Origin of the sequence: Rufibacter latericius (assembly GCF_003721515.1) — a bacterium.
Lineage (GTDB): Bacteria > Bacteroidota > Bacteroidia > Cytophagales > Hymenobacteraceae > Nibribacter > Nibribacter latericius.
In genome coordinates, this window is sequence record NZ_RJJD01000008.1 from 838732 (window position 1) to 857447 (window position 18716).

12 protein-coding genes are annotated in these 18716 nt (G+C 50.4%); 6 read left to right on the forward strand and 6 right to left on the reverse strand.

Features of this window, described 5'->3' with window-relative positions:
- Window positions 1–31 precede the first annotated feature (31 nt).
- Complete coding sequence (locus EFB08_RS15550) at window positions 32–1366, forward strand: T9SS C-terminal target domain-containing protein (protein ID WP_123127841.1); 1335 nt, start codon at window positions 32–34, stop codon at window positions 1364–1366.
- Between the two features lie 236 nt (window positions 1367–1602).
- On the opposite strand, the gene EFB08_RS15555 is transcribed toward EFB08_RS15550, so the two are convergent.
- Window positions 1603–2595, reverse strand: a complete 993-nt coding sequence (locus EFB08_RS15555; RefSeq protein WP_123127842.1) for an AAA family ATPase — start codon at window positions 2593–2595, stop codon at window positions 1603–1605.
- Window positions 2596–2650: 55 nt separating this feature from the next.
- On the reverse strand, window positions 2651–3022 hold the full coding sequence (locus EFB08_RS15560) for a DMT family protein (RefSeq protein ID WP_123127843.1): 372 nt from the start codon (window positions 3020–3022) through the stop codon (window positions 2651–2653).
- A gap of 621 nt (window positions 3023–3643) precedes the next feature.
- Here EFB08_RS15560 and EFB08_RS15565 point away from each other — a divergent pair.
- On the forward strand, window positions 3644–9985 hold the full coding sequence (locus tag EFB08_RS15565) for a T9SS type A sorting domain-containing protein (RefSeq protein ID WP_123127844.1): 6342 nt from the start codon (window positions 3644–3646) through the stop codon (window positions 9983–9985).
- 213 nt (window positions 9986–10198) lie between these two features.
- Here the strand turns inward: EFB08_RS15565 and EFB08_RS15570 are convergent, their stop codons facing one another.
- Complete coding sequence (locus EFB08_RS15570) at window positions 10199–10675, reverse strand: hypothetical protein (RefSeq protein ID WP_123127845.1); 477 nt, start codon at window positions 10673–10675, stop codon at window positions 10199–10201.
- Between the two features lie 278 nt (window positions 10676–10953).
- Between EFB08_RS15570 and EFB08_RS15575 the strand changes: the two genes are divergently transcribed.
- Window positions 10954–12342 (forward strand): aldehyde dehydrogenase, encoded by a 1389-nt coding sequence (locus EFB08_RS15575; protein WP_123127846.1) that lies wholly within the window; start codon window positions 10954–10956, stop codon window positions 12340–12342.
- A 66-nt stretch (window positions 12343–12408) separates the two neighbouring features.
- Here EFB08_RS15575 and EFB08_RS15580 read toward each other — a convergent pair whose 3' ends face one another.
- On the reverse strand, window positions 12409–12864 hold the full coding sequence (locus EFB08_RS15580; RefSeq protein ID WP_123127847.1) for a GNAT family N-acetyltransferase: 456 nt from the start codon (window positions 12862–12864) through the stop codon (window positions 12409–12411).
- A gap of 275 nt (window positions 12865–13139) precedes the next feature.
- Between EFB08_RS15580 and EFB08_RS15585 the strand changes: the two genes are divergently transcribed.
- The 3 genes from EFB08_RS15585 to EFB08_RS15595 all read left to right on the forward strand — a co-directional run bounded on the left by EFB08_RS15585 (window position 13140) and on the right by EFB08_RS15595 (window position 15881).
- Window positions 13140–14003, forward strand: coding sequence for a transketolase (locus tag EFB08_RS15585; RefSeq protein WP_123127848.1), 864 nt, complete (start codon window positions 13140–13142; stop codon window positions 14001–14003).
- Window positions 14004–14103: 100 nt separating this feature from the next.
- A complete protein-coding gene (locus EFB08_RS15590) occupies window positions 14104–15072 on the forward strand; it encodes a transketolase family protein (RefSeq protein WP_123127849.1) in 969 nt (322 codons plus the stop codon).
- 128 nt (window positions 15073–15200) lie between these two features.
- On the forward strand, window positions 15201–15881 hold the full coding sequence (locus tag EFB08_RS15595) for an HAD family hydrolase (RefSeq protein ID WP_123127850.1): 681 nt from the start codon (window positions 15201–15203) through the stop codon (window positions 15879–15881).
- Window positions 15882–15939: 58 nt separating this feature from the next.
- Here the strand turns inward: EFB08_RS15595 and EFB08_RS15600 are convergent, their stop codons facing one another.
- Window positions 15940–17847, reverse strand: coding sequence for a DUF294 nucleotidyltransferase-like domain-containing protein (locus EFB08_RS15600; protein ID WP_123127851.1), 1908 nt, complete (start codon window positions 17845–17847; stop codon window positions 15940–15942).
- Complete coding sequence (locus tag EFB08_RS15605; RefSeq protein WP_123127852.1) at window positions 17844–18560, reverse strand: 3'-5' exonuclease; 717 nt, start codon at window positions 18558–18560, stop codon at window positions 17844–17846. The genes EFB08_RS15600 and EFB08_RS15605 overlap by 4 nt, the downstream gene beginning before the upstream one ends.
- Window positions 18561–18716 lie beyond the last annotated feature (156 nt).

Sequence of the window (18716 nt, forward strand, 5' to 3'; positions counted from 1 at the left end):
CCATTAAAACTAAACCATTTTTAAAACGAGTATGAAAGACTTAGGTAAATTATCATTAATGCTTTTGGCGGGTCTGGCACTGGGTTTCACCTCCTGCTCTGACAGCGAGGATGACGACACTCCCACCCCAACCGTGAAAGGCAACGCCAACCTGCAAGGCACCATCACTGCCAACAGAACGCTGGACGCAGACACCGTGTACACCTTGAAAGGCTTTGTGTATGTAGATAACAACGCTACCCTAACCATAGAACCAGGTACCATCATCAAAGGCGAAAAAGCCACTCAAGGCACGCTTTTGATCCAGCGTGGCGCCAAGATCATGGCGCAAGGTTCTGCCGAGAAACCCATTGTATTCACATCAAACCAGCCAAAAGGCAGCCGTGCTCCTGGTGACTGGGGCGGGGTGGTTATCTTGGGAAGAGCCAAGCACAACCAGGCCGAAGACCCTATTGTAGAAGGCGGTCCAATAGCCTATTATGGCGGTACCGATGATGCCGACAATTCCGGGGTTTTCAGCTACGTACGGATTGAGTTTGCCGGTTACCCGCTGCAGCCAAACAAAGAGCTGAATGGGCTTACCATGGGATCAGTAGGTTCAGGCACTAAGATTAACCACGTACAAGTTTCCTTCGGCGGGGACGATGCTTTTGAATGGTTTGGCGGCACGGTGAACGCATCGCACCTGGTGGCCTACAAAACCACCGACGATATGTTTGACACCGACTTCGGCTACAGCGGAAGAGTGCAGTATGCCCTTGGCGTGAGCGACCCCAACATGTGGGACGTGGCTACCGGCGGAGCCTCTAACGGCTTTGAGTCTGACAATGACGGTGCCGGTTCTGTAAGGACTCCCTTGACTACTGCTACTTTCTCTAACGTGACCATTGTAGGACCAGGCAACAACCTGCCAACCGGCGCTCAGTTCGGACAAGGTGCCCACCTGAAAAAAGGCACCAGCCTTTCTATCCGTAACTCTATCATCAGCGGCTATGCAAAAGGCATCACCTTGGATGGTAACGTGGTGGAAGGATACGCCCAGAATGGTGGCATCAAGATCATGAACACCGTAGTAGCCGGCGCTGCCGAGAACACAGCCGTCAACAAAGCCACTTCTTCTGCCTCCGCGTTCAACGCTTCCACTTGGTTCAGCACAGCCGGAAACGGCAACAGCATCAAGGCAGTGAACGAACTTGGTTTGGCCGCGGCTGCTCCTTACCTGCCGCAGTCAGGCTCCATGGCGTTGAGCGGCGCTTCTTTCGCGGGCATTATCGGCTTTGAGAGCACTGCCCATATCGGCGCCTTCGGTTCTACTGACTGGACCACCGGCTGGACGAACTGGGATCCACAGAACACAGATTATTAATCCCCCACCATTAAAGAAAAGATTGTCCATCATTATGGGTGAGAAATAAAGATGGTACAATCACTTTGCGCACGGCTTAGTCTCCCGTGCGCAAAGGGCCCGCCAGTAATGGCGGGCTTCTTTGTTTTAAGCCCCTTTTGTAGAAAACAGCCCCAAAACAGAAGAGCAGCCCGGACAAGAGCTGCCCTTCTGTTTTGGGGCTGTTTAAGCGAAACAACACCTGAAATAATCTCCTTTTAGCTGATGGGTACTTTCCGGAGGATGGCTTCCACGAAGTCCTTGGTCTGCACGTTGTCGGCTTCGGCTTCATAGTTGAGGATGACGCGGTGGCTGAGCACATCAGAGGCGATTTCTTTGATGTCTTCGGGCAGCACGTAGTCGCGTTCGTCAAAGAAGGCCACGGCTTTGGCGGCCAGGTTCAACGCGATGCTGGCTCTGGGCGAAACCCCGTACTGCAGGTACTGGGCAAAATCTGGCAGGTCATAATCACCCGGGCGGCGGGTGGCGAACACCAGTTCAATGATGTAGCGCTCCAGGGTCTCCGAGATCTGCACCTGGTTTATCTCGTTCCGGATGTCGAAGATATCCTGTTTGGTGAGGATGGTGTTTACCGTGCTGCTGTAAGACAAGTTTGACATGCGGCGCATCACCTCCAGCTCATCGGATTTGGAGAGGTAGTCTACGTAGACCTTCATCATGAAACGGTCTACCTGAGCCTCGGGTAGCGGGTAGGTTCCCTCCTGCTCCACAGGGTTTTGGGTGGCTAGTACCAGAAACGGCAGATCAAGGCGGTAGGTCTTCTCCCCAATGGTCACCTGCTTTTCCTGCATGGCCTCTAACAAGGCCGACTGCACCTTGGCGGGAGATCGGTTCACTTCATCGGCTAAGATAAGATTGGCGAAAATGGGACCTTTCTTTACCTCGAAGGCAGAGGAGCTTTGGTTATAGATCATGGTGCCGATCAGGTCTGACGGCAATAAGTCGGGGGTAAACTGTATCCGCTGGAAATCAAGGTGCAGCACTTTGGCCAGCGTATTGATGGTAAGGGTTTTGGCCAGGCCGGGTACGCCCTCCAATAAAATGTGCCCGTTGGTGAAAAGACCTATCAACAGCCGGTTCACCATATAATGTTGCCCTACCACTACTTTCCCCATCTCCCTGAACACCTGCTTTATCTTCAGCTGGTGCTCGCGTACTTTTTCCTGGTATGAAAGTTCTTCGGTCTGCATTTGCTCTTTTAATTACGAATAGGCTAAGGTAACCATTCTGGGGGACACTCTTTGTCTACCACTTCTTGAAGACAAAGAAAACCGCCAGTACCAATAAGCCGAATCCCACTAAATGGTTCCACGCCAGCTTCTCTGATTTGAAGACATAGACCGTCACCAGCGTGAAAACGGAAAGCGAAATCACCTCCTGCAAAGTCTTCAGCTCAAACAAAGAAAAGAGACCTCCGTTCTCCTGATAGCCTATCTTGTTCGCCGGAACTTGAAAAATGTACTCAAAGAACGCCAATCCCCAGCCAATGAGTATAACGCTTACCAACCCCAGTTTCTGCAAGGCCGTGAACCGCTTGAAATACAGGTGCCCGTACCAGGCAAAGGTCATGAAGAGGTTGGAAAGGAAAAGCAGGAAAATGGTGTAAAAGACTTTCATACTGAGGCAAGATTACGAACGGCTTACAAGGTAAGAGCCTTTCGCGCTCCTGACAAATACCAGGTAGTTCGATGTCTCGAAGGTTTGGCTATCCCCTCCTGTTCTACTTCCGTTTCCAGGCCCATTTTCCTAAAACAAGCCTAAAGCAGAAAGATGCTCTTAAAGCTTAGCTCTGCTTTAGGACTCTTTTAGGTCTGCATTCCTATAAGCACCGCTACGCTTATGCAAATTCTTAAACTTAAACCAATATATATTTATTTATATAATTTAAATTCGAATAATAAATATGACTTTTTCAACAACAATATTATAAAAACTTTACCTCCTTTCAGATAAACCATGCTTTTCAACCGGTAGTACATGAACCTGTATCTCAAAAAATACTTCATAATCAGCCTTAAACACTGCTCACCCTTTATCTATCTAACTTTGAACTCATTCATCGGTTATTTAAACGTGTTCATCGAATAAAAACCAGAACAACATAAAATTGAATAATTTTGAACCATCAATTAGTTAAACAAAGTTAACAAGCTACTAAATTCTACGCTTTGTTTAATTTGTTTCTTACCAAAACCATAGTAACAAATAAGAATTATTCAAATAACCCCCTTCTTACTTATGGCTAAGACTTTACGCTATCTGTTGCTTGCTTTTCTTCTCTTTCCTTTCATCACCTACGGGGAAGGATCCAAGCAGCTAACCCCCAACAGATCTTCTTCTGCTCTTACCAGCCCTCTCAATGACAAGGCTGGATATTTAGCACATGATGCCAACTTGCCCAGCGCCTCAGGGGTTGCCATCACTTCCCTCAGTTTTTTGAAACCTGCTGGGTTTAGCCGTAACGGAGCTACGTACTCCAAAGACCACCGTCTTTATATTAGAGTAAAAGCGGGCGAAACCTTGTATTACGGAGTACGTCGGGCTGTTCATGACCAAACCTCTGCTAATCAAGCAGATTTGACGATCACCCTGCGCCGTACCAATGTTGCTACCGGTCTGGATGATGCTAGTTATTCTGCCGCAAACCTTTTGAAGGCTAATACCAACTCCACCAGGGATATGCTGTTAGCCACAAATCAGAATGGCGTAATAGAAAATGCCACAGAAGCGAATAACGGTCCAAATAGGGTCGCAAAAGGAGGCTATGCTGCTGTTACAGCAGGTTATGCGCCTTTGTCAATCACCAATAACACCACAGAAGACTACGACTACTATGTAGAATTCACCCAAACCGGGGAAAGCAGCTGGACCGATGACGGACGGCGTTTCTCGGTGTATGATCTTTGGGACTTTACAGTTATTGATGCCAGTGGAGCTGAAAGACAGGGCCGTATGCGCAGCAAGCTTTGGTCTTTCTCAGCGGGCGGCACAGCCAACGTCTTCTCAAAAGACTTCAACATGTTTCCCCTGGTGCCTAGTAAAGACCAAACCGGGAAATTTTTCGTGAAAAAGATTGAACTGGCGGGTATTGCTCCCCAGAACTTCTTCCGGTTCGTGACCAACAGCTTTGGATCCACCACTTCCGCCGGAACCACCGAAACGGAAAGACGGAAAAGCCAGGCTTCTCAAACTGACTATCCAGAGTACTTCAACTTTGTGAATGACCCAGATCCTGTTATCTGGCCTAGTGCAGACGCCCCAACCTTTTCTGTCTCTCTTTCCAACTCCTGCAATACAACCACAGGCGGTGGCAAAACCTTATTCAACTTAAACACCACAGAGAACAGCACCTTCTTAGTACTCATCAATTTGAACGGAACAGATGGCTACCAGGCAGGAACCGCCGATGTGCTCCTGGAATCTACCGGAGGAAAAGGAACCCGTGCCGTGGAATGGAATGGCTTGGATGGCTTGGGAAAAGCTGTGGCGAAAAACACCACTCTTAATTACTTCTTCCGGAACGGCAGTGCGCCGATACATTTCCCGGTTTGGGATGCAGAGTGGAATGACGGCTTCAGGGTGATGGATGTACGTCCGCTCGCGGCTAATACTCCGGCTGGCTATTCTCTTCTTTTCTGGGATGACAACAACTTACCCTCCGCTTCTTTCCCTGTCCGGACTGAGCTTTTTGGGGTATCCTCCAGCACCGGCGTGCATACCTGGGGCTCTGCCACTACTACCGCTGGCGACTTGAAGACCGTGAACACCTGGACCTATGGCTATACAGGTTCATCTACCCAGACCGCGTCCTTCAATTATGATTGTAGCGCCGACGTGGCGGTAACCAATGTTGCATCTGCCGGGCCTTACGCCATTGGAAAGGAATTCACGTACACCATTACGGCTACCAACAACGGTCCTTTGCCGGCTACCAATGTAGTGGTTACTGATAAACTGGATGCAGCTCAGTTTCAGTTTGTAAGTTCGTCAGATGCCGCCTATAACAGCAGTACCGGAGTTTGGAACATAGGCAACTTAGCAAATGGTGCCTCCAGAACACTAACTCTTACCGTGAAGCCGCTGGTAATTGGCACTTTAACCTCCACCGCTTCTCAAACCCACACCGAAACAGACAATGTTGCTTCTAACAACAGCGCCAGCGCTTCTGTTACGGTACAGGCCTCGGCTGACATAGCCGTCAACAACACAGTTTCCAAAACCAGCTTTTACAACGGCGATATTGTTACCTACACGATCACTGCCCAAAACTTTGGCCCAAATGTCGCCACTGGCGTAACCGTAACCGATAAGCTCCCTACCGGGCTTACCTTTGTGTCAAGCAGCATTCCTTCTGGTTATGATGCCGCTACCGGCACATGGACAGTAGGCAACCTGGCTTTAAACGAGACCAAAACGCTGACGTTAACGGCAAAAGCTTCTCAGTTAGGGAACCTTACCACTACCGCCACTTTGGGCAGCAGAACAAACAATGAACTAGACCTGAACCCCAACAACAACACTGTTTCCAATACTATCACCATACTGCCGGCCGCGGATGTTGAAGTAACCAACAGGGTATCCAATGCAACACCTGCCCAGGGCGAAACATTTACGTACACCATTCAGGCTGTGAACAAAGGGCCTAATAACGCCACCAACGTATCAGTAGCGAACCAATTACCCGCTGGGTTGACCATCACAGGGTACAATGCCAGCTCTGGCACTTTTGATGCCGCTTCCGGTACCTGGACTGTAGGGAATATTGTTACTAATGGCTCCCAGACGCTGACCATTACCGCCAAAGCAGCAACAATCGGCAATGCAACGCTTACCTCTACACAATCACATACAGAATATGATGCCGTAAGCAACAATAACACTGCTTCCAGCACCATAAGTGTTAAACCCACCGCCGATGTAGCTGTCACCAACGTGATTACCTCACCGGCCAAGACCACCTATGCCAACGGCGATGAGGTAACGTACACCGTTACGGTTACCAACATCGGGCCAAGCGCAGCTACTAATGTAGTGGTGACCGATAAGCTACCGACTTCGCTTACCTTTGTGAGCGCAACCAATTCTACTGGTACCGGAACCTACAATGCCGAAGCGGGTACTTGGTCTGTAGGAACCCTGGCCAATGGTGCCTCTGCTACCCTTACCTTGGTAGGAAGGGTAAATCAAAGCGCCATCATCACCACCACCGCTACCCAGTCGCATACTGAGTACGACAACACCAACGGAAACAATAGCGCCTCTAACTCCATTACCTCCGGTTCCGGAACCATATCGGCCGATATCAAAGTAACGACTGGCATGTCCGCTGGTCCGTATTACACCGGCAAGCAACTTACGCTGGGGATACGGGTAGACAACATTGGCCCTGATGCCGCAACGGGAGTTTCCATCAACGCGTTAGTCCCCGCTGGATTCACCTTAATAAGTGCTGCCCCTAAAGCGGGTACCTATGATCCGGCTACCGGCATCTGGACCTTGGGCAACCTGGCAGCGGGCAGTTATACCGGCATGAACCTGGTAGTAGTCCCAACCGCTGACAATACTGTGACTGGCAGCAAGGACTACACCTTTACCGTTGCCAAACTTACGGAGAAGGAATTCGACCCGAATACAGACAACAACACGGCCTCTACTACCTTCCCGGTTCTAAAGACAGCCGATGCCTCCGTTAGCGTAGCCGTTACAGGTGATGTGAATGGGGTTTTCTACAAAGGCGTAACTGAAGCCACCTTCACGTTGAAAGTAACAAACAACGGTCCAGATAAAATCACCAACTTAAAAGGCTTAGACACTCGCACCGGCACTCTTGACATCACCTTCGCCGAGTCCGGCAAAGGGTACAATCCATTTACTGGGGACTGGATTATTGACGCTTTAGAGCCTGGTCAATCTGTTACGTTAGTGGTAAAAGGTATTCCAAACACCACAGGGCGTCTGAACCTGGGCGGAGAGATTCTTTCTGCAGACCAGAAAGACCTGAACCCTGAAAACAACAAGGCAGTAGCCTTAATCAACGTGGTGCCGGTGGCTGACTTGCAAGTAACCAACACCCCAGCTCCAGGCCCATATTATAATGGAGAGAACACAACCTTCACGGTTACGGTAAAGAACAACAGCACTGATCCGGCCACGGGAGTAAAGATTGAAGATGTGATACCAGCCGGCTTAACCTTTGTAAGTGCTACAGCGACTTCAGGTTCTTATAATGCTTCTTCTGGAATCTGGACGTTAGGTTCTGACTTACTCGCAGGGGCATCTCAGTCGCTCGTGATCACAGTGAAACCTACTACGGGCACTTCTTATACCACTACAGCTTCTGTAAAGGCAGTGAATGAATATGACAACATTACTACCAACAACAGTTCTACCGCCCAGATTACGGTAATGAAAACCGCTGACATTGTTTTGGGCAGTTCCATTGCCGCGGGTCCTTATTATGTAGGAGGTAGATATGAAGTATCCATTACTGCCACCAACGCTGGTCCTGATCCCGCCACTGGAGTGGTTGTCTCAGCCAGCGTGGCACCTGGTTTGAACCTAATACCGGGCAGCGGAGCGACAAACGGAGGCACCATCAACGCGGCTACTGGCACCTGGACCATTGGTACCATTGGCGTGAATGAAACCAAAACCCTTACCTTTTTAGTAGAACCGCTTACCACGGGTACCCTTAACAGTTTAGGATACAAATCAGCCGAAAATGAATTTGACCCGAACGGTGGCACTACCCAGAACGGCAACAACAGCACGGTAATCACCTTTATGGTGAAAGACAGACCCGCTACGGCTCAGGTCCTACTCACAGACAAACACATGTTCTTCTTCAAAACAGGGGACCATATCGCTGAAATTACTGATCCGGATGGCCAGATTGAAAATGCCAGAATCGTGAATGGCACTCTACCTGCTGGCGTACGTCTGGTAAATGACGGGACCCTGGAAGTAGCTTCTAAGTTTGCCTTGGTACCTGGCACCTATACGCTGACCATTGAAACAACCGATGCCCAGGGAGACGTTTCTGAAAACACCATCACGTATAAGATCTCGGGCGACTGGGATAGAGATGGAGTGGAGGATGTAGATGATCTGGATGACAACAATGACGGCATCATCACAGAACCCGGTGCTGTGAACCCAACCGGCGATCATGACAGGGATGGAATTTACAATTACCTGGACAAAGACTTTGTTCATCCTATATACGGAGCTTTCCAGGACAAAAACGGCGATGACATCCATGACGCCTTTGACATAGATTTAGATGGCTTGATCAGAGGATATGACATTGACATTGACGGTGACGGAATTCCTAATGCCATTGAAGCGAACGGAGGGAAAACCCCGGAAGGTTACAACCCTTTAACAGGCACCTTCACGGGCGGAGTAAATCAATTTGGCATTCCTCTGGCCATTCTAGATGCCAATGGAAAGGTAAAACTTCCTAACCCAGATACCGATGGAGATGGTTTCCCAGACTTCCAGGACATTGATTCAGACAATGACGGCATTCTGGACATGTACGAGGCCCAGGCAACCCAAACCTTCATCAACGGCTTAGGCACCGACAGTGATTTTGATGGTCTGAACGACGGATATGATCCCAACTCAGGCGGCATCGCAATTATTCCGGTAGACACAGACAAAGACGGCAAACCAGATTACCTTGATATGGACAGTGACAACGATTTCACTCCTGACTTTGTAGAGGCGTTTGATGACAACAACAATGGTGTGTCCATGGATGACTTATTAGAGCGGGCTCGCATCTTTGAGGAAACCAACAACAAAGGCTGGTACGTAAATTCAAACAAAGACGCCTCCGGAACGCCTTACTGGTTGAAGCTGACCAATGGCATTCCTGCTTATCTAACTAAAACCAGCGCGTATTACCATGACACCGACAATGACGGCTTAGTTGATTTATTTGACACGGAGAACGGTGGCCGCCCAGCTTCGTTACAAACCACCAATGGCGAGTACTCCTTCCGTTCAGGCTCAGTTATTACTCCGCTACCGGTAACGTTGGTGAGCTTCACAGGCAAGGCGCAGAAGAATGGAGTGTCCCTGACCTGGGCCACAGCCGCTGAGAAGGATAACGACTTCTTCCAGGTGGAGCGCAGCCTTAACGGCAAGGACTTCAGCGCCATCGGCCAGGTGAAGGGCAACGGCAACAGCAACGCGTTGGTGAACTACGGCTTCCTTGACGCCGCCGCGCCAACCGGAACCGTGTACTACCGCCTCAAGCAAGTGGACTTCGAAGTCAAGTTTGAGTATAGTAAAACCATCGCCTTGCAAACGAAAGCGATTGCTTCAGCTCAGGTAACCCTGAAAGCCTACCCGAACCCAACTACCGATGCTGTAAACCTGGACTTAACCAGAGTAGCCGCTTCATTAGTAACCATTAGAGTAATTGCCCTTGATGGACGTCTTATTCAGACACAAGAGGTATCGGGCGGATCGGTGCAGAAAGTTGATCTAACTAACATCGCGGTAGGAACCTACCTGCTGAAGATAACAGGTACAAACTTTGAGACCGTCACCCGAGTAGTGAAGCAATAACATTATAACGAAAATCTGCAAAAAGAGAAGGGGCGCCAAATGGTGCCCCTTCTCTTTTGTTAGGTGCCCTAGCGTTTCTGGGCTACATTCCCGAAAATAGGCCAAAAACGGACGTCTTGTAAACGGAGTATATTTGTAATCAACAAAAAGGGAGAGGCCATCTTGTGTAGCCTCTCCCTTTTTGCTGCTCCTTTTACTTACTTTCCAATAGGCCTACTCCTCGTCGTCGAGGTAGTAGTCGCCCGGGTGCCCCTCGGCCGACTCGTCGGAGAAGCGCACGATGTCCTTCATGAAGTTGTCGTGGATCTGCTTGATCTTGGGCGACTCGCCCACGTGCCGCTTGAGCACCTTGGCGATGTTGCTGGCCTCCTCCAGGTAGAACATGTCCTCAGTGGCCGTGCCCAGCTTGTCGGCGTCCACCTGCAGCAACTCGGTCTGCAGGTCCATCAGTTTGGGGTCGTCCTCCCCGTACATGATCAGCGTGCCGTGCAGCTTGCTGAGCATCTCGTTGAACAGCTCCCCCTCGTACGGAAGGTTCACCTCCTCGTCATCGTCCGCGCCAAATCCTCCTTTTCCTCCTAAAACATCGTCATCATCATCGTCTAAAGAGAATTCATCGTCAAAATGGCTGTTGTTGAGGTCATCCTCATCGTAACCATATTCATCATCGAAACTGCCGCGTGGTGCCATATAGTTTTTTCTTTAAGCTGTCAAAAATTGTTGTCTGCCCTGTTCTTCGTTGGTCTCCTTTTTACGAGACTGTTTTAAAAAGTGTCCGACAAAAAAGTAAAACTTTCCCGTTTGTTTCCGCTTTGGGCCTGTTTCCGCAAAAATAGGGTAAAAACGAATTTTAGCTATTCTTTTGTGGCCTGTCAAAGTCCGGAGGAAATTCAGCAGGCATATACACCTTTGCCACAGCCAAAATTTGCCAAGCAGAGTATACGAATTAGTAACCCAAAACCCTTCCTATGACGACCTTGCAGCACCCACTGGAAAAGCTTGTACACCAACAGAAAACCTTTTTCGGATCAGGGCAAACCCGTCCGCTGGACTTTAGAATGGAGATGCTGCGCCGGCTGCAAAAGGCAATCCAGCAGGAAGAGGAAGCCATTATGGTGGCCTTGGCCGAGGATTTCGGCAAGCCGCCTTTTGAAACCTATGCCACTGAAATTGCCATTCTGCAGGCCGAGATCAAGTTCATGCTGCGTCATCTGCCTAAATGGGCCAAAATGAAGCGGGTGAAATCAAGCTTCCTGAATTTCCCTTCTTCTGATGCCATCTATGCCGAACCGTATGGCGTTTCATTGGTCATCGGGGCTTGGAATTATCCGTTTCAACTAACGTTGTCACCAATGCTCGGGGTGATTGCCGCAGGCTGTTGCGCTATCCTGAAACCCTCCGAACTGACATCGGCCACCAGCCAGCTTACCGCCCGTATGATCCAGGAACATTTTCCGCCGCAATACCTCACCGTGGTACAGGGCGGCCCAGAGGTGAGTCAGGCGTTGTTGGAATTGCCTTTCGATAAGATTTTTTTCACGGGCAGCGTACCGGTAGGCAGGATTGTAGCGCAGGCCGCGGCCAAACAACTGATTCCGGTTACGCTGGAACTGGGGGGTAAAAGCCCGTGCCTGGTAGACGAGACCGCCGACCTGGCCGTGACCGCCAAGCGCATTGTGTGGGGGAAATTCCTGAATGCGGGGCAAACGTGCGTGGCGCCTGACTACTTGTTGGTGCAGGAAAGCGTGGCGGCTCCTCTGCTGGAACAGCTCGCCCAAACCATCACCGAGTTCTACAGCACTTCACCTGCCCAGAGCCCAGACTTCGCCCGCATCATCAACGAGCGGCACTTTGAAAGGCTGAAGAACTTACTGGACCCGGAAAAGATTTACGCCGGCGGAGAGACCAATGCAGCCACCCGGTTTATTAGCCCTACCCTCCTTTCGGGAATCACTTGGGAACACCCCATCATGCAGGAAGAGATCTTCGGGCCGTTGCTGCCAGTGCTTACCTTTAAGACCTTGCCCGAGGCCATTTCCCAGGTAAACGCCCGACCAAAACCGTTGGCGCTGTACTTTTTCTCCCAAGACGGAAAAGCAAAGGAAATGGTCCTGACCCAGACATCCTCCGGCGGCATGTGCATCAATGACACGCTCTCGCACCTGGCTAATCCCTTTCTGCCATTCGGCGGAGTGGGTACCAGCGGTCAGGGAAATTACCACGGCAAAGCCAGTTTTCTGGCTTTCTCGCACCAGAAAAGCATTCTCATGAAACCAGCCAGACCAGACTTGCCCCTGCGTTATCCGCCGTACGGGGAGAAGATGACCTGGATGAAGAGAGCATTCAAGTGGTTTTAGAAAAGGAATGTGGCGTTTAAAGGCTTGTTCCCGGAAAACGGCTCCTAAACGCAATTCATTGAATCTTTACTTTTCTACCGGCTTGATCATCTTGATGTGGTCAATACCGTCTTCGTCATAGACTTCGCTGGACTGCACAAACCCAAATCGCTCATAGAACTTCTTGGCGTACAGTTGGGCTCCTATCTTAATGGCACCCGGCCCAAAAAGCCGGTACGTTTCGTCAATGGCTTTTTGCACCAACTGCTGTCCCAACCCGGTACCTCGGGAAGCGGCACTGGTGATGATTCGCCCGATGGATAGTTCCGGATAAGAAACTCCCGCCGGCAGCAATCTGGCATACGCCTCTAAGGTATTTCCTTTGTAGAATAGCAGATGGTGGCATTGGTCATCCAGCCCATCGGGGTCCAGGAAAACGCAGTTCTGTTCTACCACAAACACGGCACTCCGTAATTGCAGCAGGTCGTATAGCTCCTGGGCCGAAAGATCGGCAAAGGCCTTGGTGATTACTTTAAACTCCATAGTTCTGCAAAACTAGCCTTAAAGGGCAAGAGCACCAATAAAACCTTTTCTTCAGCCATTTTTCAATTTCTCTTCCATAATCCTTTACTTTTATGCCAACGTTTGCATAAAGTTCATTATATTTAATTTGCGATCCAGAATTTAATGCCTTAATTTAATTGTTAGTTTTACACTTATTAACAAGATAAAGCGAAGAAAGCGTTGCTAACTCTATCAAAACTGCTGACTTTCCTCCTTCAAAATCATTTTCACAGAATCAGACCATTGGAAGTAATATGCAAACAGAAGTAAAAGAGACTTTACAGCTAGAGGAGCTGGAGCAGGTGGCCAAGCAGGTACGCCGAGACATTGTACGCATGGTACACGGTTGCCAGTCTGGGCACCCGGGCGGCTCATTGGGTTGCACCGATTATTTGGTGGCCCTTTATTTCCGGATCATGACCCACTCCACCGATTTTAACATGAACGGCGAGGGCGAGGATCTATTCTTTCTCTCCAACGGGCATATTTCCCCGGTGTGGTACAGCGTGCTGGCCAGAGCCGGTTATTTTGATGTGGCCGAGCTGAAGACCTTCCGGAAACTGGATTCCCGCCTGCAAGGCCACCCTACCACCCACGAGGAACTTCCGGGCGTGCGCATCGCCTCCGGCTCCTTGGGCCAAGGGTTATCGGTGGCCATTGGCGCAGCGTTGACCAAGAAACTGAACAATGACCCCGGTTTGGTATTCACCCTGCACGGCGACGGCGAGTTGCAGGAAGGCCAGATCTGGGAAGCGGCTCTTTTCGCGCCGCACAACAAAGTAGACAACCTCATCTCTACCATTGACGTGAACGGCCAGCAGATTGATGGCCCAACAGACAAGGTTTTGGCGCTGGGCAACCTGCGGGCCAAATGGGAAGCCTTCGGGTGGGATGTGTTGGAGATGAATGGCAACGACCTGGCCAATGTCATCCAAACCCTGGAACTGGCAAAAGCCAAGACGCGCAAAGGGAAGCCTATCATGATCCTGATGCAGACGAACATGGGCCACGGTGTAGATTTCATGATGGGTTCGCACAAATGGCACGGTGTGGCACCCAACGATGAACAATTGTCCCTGGCCCTGAACCAACTCACCAGCGGCTTACAAGATTACTAAGAGGCGCTGATTTAAGGCTATTTTCCTGAAAACAGCCTTAAAAAGCACTGTTTAAAATCTGCCTTTCCCTTCAGGAGGGCATCAAATCGGAAACATCAAAATGAAAAAATATACTTATACAGAATCAAAAGATACTCGCTCTGGGTTTGGTGCGGGGCTGGTGGAAGCCGGCCGTAAAAACAAAGACGTAGTGGCGCTCTGCGCTGATTTAGTAGGCTCCCTTAAGATGGGCGATTTCATCAAAGAATTCCCTGAGCGGTTTGTGCAGGTGGGTATTGCCGAGGCCAACATGATGGGCATTGCCGCGGGCATGACCATTGGCGGAAAGATTCCGTTCACCGGCACGTTCGCGAACTTCTCCACGGGTCGCGTGTATGACCAAATCCGGCAGTCCATTGCCTACTCAGACAAAAACGTGAAGATCTGTGCTTCGCACGCCGGATTGACCTTGGGCGAAGACGGTGCCACGCACCAGATTCTGGAAGACATCGGGATGATGAAGATGCTTCCGGGCATGACGGTGATCAACCCGTGTGATTACAACCAGACCAAAGCCGCTACCATGGCCATCGCTGAGTACGAAGGCCCGGTATACCTGCGCTTCGGGCGCCCCGTGATTCCGGTGTTCACGCCGGCAGACCAGGAGTTTGTGATCGGGAAAGCCTGGATGGTGAACGAAGGAACAGACGTGAGCATCTTCGCGACGGGTCACCTAGTGTGGGAAGCCATTAAAGCCGGGGAGAAACTGGCCGAACTAGGCATCTCCGCGGAGATCATCAATATCCACACCATCAAACCGCTAGATGAAGAAGCTATTCTGAAATCTGTAGCGAAAACGGGTTGCGTAGTTAGCGCCGAGGAACATAACCGTTTGGGCGGCTTGGGCGACAGCATTGCGCAGCTTCTGGCCAAGACCACACCGCTGCCCATGGAATACGTGGCTGTGAACGACTCTTTTGGTGAGAGCGGTACCCCAGAGCAACTCATGAAAAAATACGGCTTAGACGATGAGCACATTGTACAAGCCGTGCAGAAAGTATTGGAGCGCAAGAAAGCATTGGCCAAATAGCCTCCTTTCTGGGCCGTTGTGCTCAGCTCCGCAGAAAATAAAAATAGGATTAAGGGAAAGGCGGGCTTTATTGAGGCCCGCTTTTTTATTTCCTCCGTATCCCTTCCTTAGACGTAAAGATTTTGCACATGAATACCCTCCCCTATAAAGCATTCCTTTTTGACATGAACGGTACCATGATTGATGACATGGACTACCACACCAAAGCCTGGCACCAGATCCTGAACAATGACTTACAAGGCTCTTTCAGCTTGAGCGAGGTCAAAGAACAGATGTACGGCAAGAACAGCGAGGTACTGGCCCGCTTCTTCGGGGAAGACCGGTTCACTCAGGAGGAAGCCGATCATCTTTCCATTGAGAAGGAGAAAATCTACCAGAAAGAATACATCTCCCACCTCAAGCTCATCAACGGTCTGGATACTTGCCTGGCCCGGGCCAAGGAACAAGATATCAAGATGGCCATTGCCACGGCCGCCATCACCTTTAACATAGACTTTGTGGTGGACAACCTGGACATCCGTTCCTACTTCCAAGCCTTGGTGAGTGCCGATGACGTGACCAAAAGCAAGCCTCACCCTGAGACTTTCCTGAAATCAGCGGAAGAACTTGGAATCAACCCGAAAGACTGCCTGGTGTTTGAGGATGCACCCAAAGGGGTGGAAGCGGCCCAGAATGCCGGCATGGACTGCCTGGTCATCACCACCATGCACGGAAAAGAAGAGTTTGCCCAATACACCAACATCATCGGGTTTGTAGAAGACTACACCGATCCTCAGCTGGAAAAGCTTTTGAGCGGGAAGAAGCAATAGGCTCCACCTGCTTTGGACCTGTTTCCATAAAAACTGGCCTAAAGCAGGGGCTTCCCTTTTACCCGAACAGGCTATTGGTAAACTGCACCTTGATACCTAGCTGGAAATCGCTGATGGTTTTGAAGATTTCCTTGAGGGTGACTTGCTCAATTTTGGTGAGGCTCTGAAGATCAAGGTAGTTTTCTGGGGTGCTTTTGTCTTGCATGATTTGGCTGGCTTGTTTGCGAAGTCGCAGCCCCATGAGGTAGTAATAGGATTGCATGAGCTCCTGGCATTGCTTTTCGTTGAAGACGCCGATCTCTGCCAAAGCTTCAATGCGCTCGCCGGTATTGGTCTTGAAGATGCGGTTCTGCAGGGCGTACACCCGCACCAGGTCTACAATGGGCGTCATGGCTTTCTTGACATCGAAAACCTGCTGGGAGCCTACTGTGAACGTCCGAATATTTTTGAAGAAGGTGAGCGGCGGTTCGTACTGCAAGGCGTTGTTGGCCATGTGGTAGAAGAGACGCGGCATGGGTTTTTGCAGTTCCTCGTCCAGAAAAGAAACCAGTTCCTTCATGATGGCACCGTCACCGTAAATGTAACGACAATCAAAAAACGTGGAGAACTGGATCGCGTTTTCAGGCACAATCTCCTGCATCCATTCATGGTAGTTGCGTTTCCAGTGCGAGACCGAATGCGTCCATTTGGGGTTTTTGGCCATGTAGCCGCCGGTGCAGAAACTGAAGCCAATGTAGTCCAGCTTTTCGGAGACCATTTCGGCGAACTTCAGGAAGTACTCGCGCACCAGTTCGCGCTGTTCGTTGGCCTTGTCTTCGTAGACGATGGCGTTGTCTTGGTCGGTTTTCAGGGTCTGTTCTTTGCGGCCCTCGCTGCCCAGCACCATGAACACGAATTTGGCCGGGGCCGGTCCGCAGATGGCAATTACCTCCTCAATTACTTTCTGGGCGATGGTATCAGCTACGGTGGTGATCACCTGGTTGATGATCTCTGGTTTGGCGCCGCGCAGCAGCAGTTGCATGACAATCTCAGGAACCCGCTGCCAGCGGTCGCGCAGTTCGTTCACGGACCGGGCCAGCTTCACCGACTGGATGAACACGAACGGCGACTGCGCCTGGTCACTCAGCAGCTTGCTACGGCTGATCATGCCCACGTACTGGCCGTTTTCCTCAATGAGCAAGTAGCGCGTCTTGGTCCGGAACATGAGCAGAATGGCCTCATACACGTAGGCATCTTTCCGGATAGACACAATGGGGTTGTCCATGATTTCCTTCACCTGCCCGCGCACGTCTTCCTGCGCCGCCACTACGTTATCGCGCAGCGTGATGTCGGTGATGTAGCCGGCAATCTTCCCTACCTCGTTCTTCACGAAAAGGCAGCTGGTCTTGTGCTCGGCCATGATGCGGGCCGCCGTGTAAATGGGCGTGGTGCTGGTGCAGGTGACAATGTCTCGGTACTCCACACTTTCAATGCGGCGGGAATAGAGCTGATCAGTGGCAATGTAGTTTTCCTCAAAGGAGGTGGGCCGTTTCACAAAATGTGCAAACTCCTCGTTGAGCATCCGCATCCCGAACTCCTGGGTAAAGTAGTGCAGAAAGCCTTCGCTGGATTTGGCCAAGGCCCGGAAATCCTTCTTGGGCAGATGGTACACCACGGTGCCTTTCTTTGCAATGACCGTCCGGAGGGATTTCTTGCGGTTAAGCAGCATGGAAATGCCGCCGTAGCAATAGCCCGGCTGATGCCGTTCTAAGACCCGCTTGTTTTGGGCCGAGTCATAGAAAAACGATTCATATTCGCCCTCGGCAATGAGGTCCACGCCCCTGAGTTTGGTGGCTTCCTGGTGATAGATGAGGGTGTCTTTGGCGTAGGTGACTTCCTGCAGCAGGTCAATCACCCCCAGCAACACATCTTCCCCTAAGAGATGGAATGGCTTTACGCTCTTCAGAAATTGCAGACGGTCGGTCATAGCCAGTAAAAAAGAAGTAAGATGAAAAGAATAGCTCCCAACCCTGCTACCAGCCAAATGGAATACGAGGATTTGAAGCCAGGTTTCGGTTTCTTTTGGGTGGTGTATCGGTTTTCCTGCTGCCTCTGGATAGTGGCATCGGTAATCACGCGACGTTTACGCAGCTCAAAATAGCATTGGGCGGCGGCGCGGGCATCTACCACGGCGTTATGCTGGTTTTCCAGGGAAAGGTGAAACAGGTTGCTGTACAACTCCCCCAGCCTCAGGAACTTCTTGCGCGGAAGGTGCGTGAGGCCAGAAGAAGCAATCATGGTGCAGAAAACAGGTAGTTTCTCAAAAGGACTGGGTAAACCCGCCCGGTAAAAATCGGCACTCAGGACATGGAAATCAAACTGCATGAAATGCCCGACGACCATGGGTCGGTAATGTTGCAGATCTTCCTGCAGCCGCAGCAACACCTGCTCCCGGTTTTCGCCGTTGGCGTTTAGAAACTCAGGGGTAAGCGAATGGACCCCAATGGACTCAGGACTGACCTGGAAACCATCGGGCCGGATGTAGTGGTTTTGCTGTTTTACTTCCTGCCCGTCCTGGGTATAGACAAACCAGGCCACCTGCACCGTGTGCGGCCAGTTTCCCTCCTCAGAGTACGGGGCTTCCCAGTCTTTTGGCAACCCCGAGGCTTCAATGTCTATAAACAGCAGGTAATCTTTCACTTGTTAGGGTATACTTAGACGCAGGCAGATCAGTTTCAAGCGGTCTTTTAGGGGTGTTTTCGGTAAATCAGGCCTAAAACAGACCAAGTTCTCAATTTGGTTGGTTTACAGATGGAATGCATCCTCTCCAATATTGAAGAACGCATAAAAATGCTA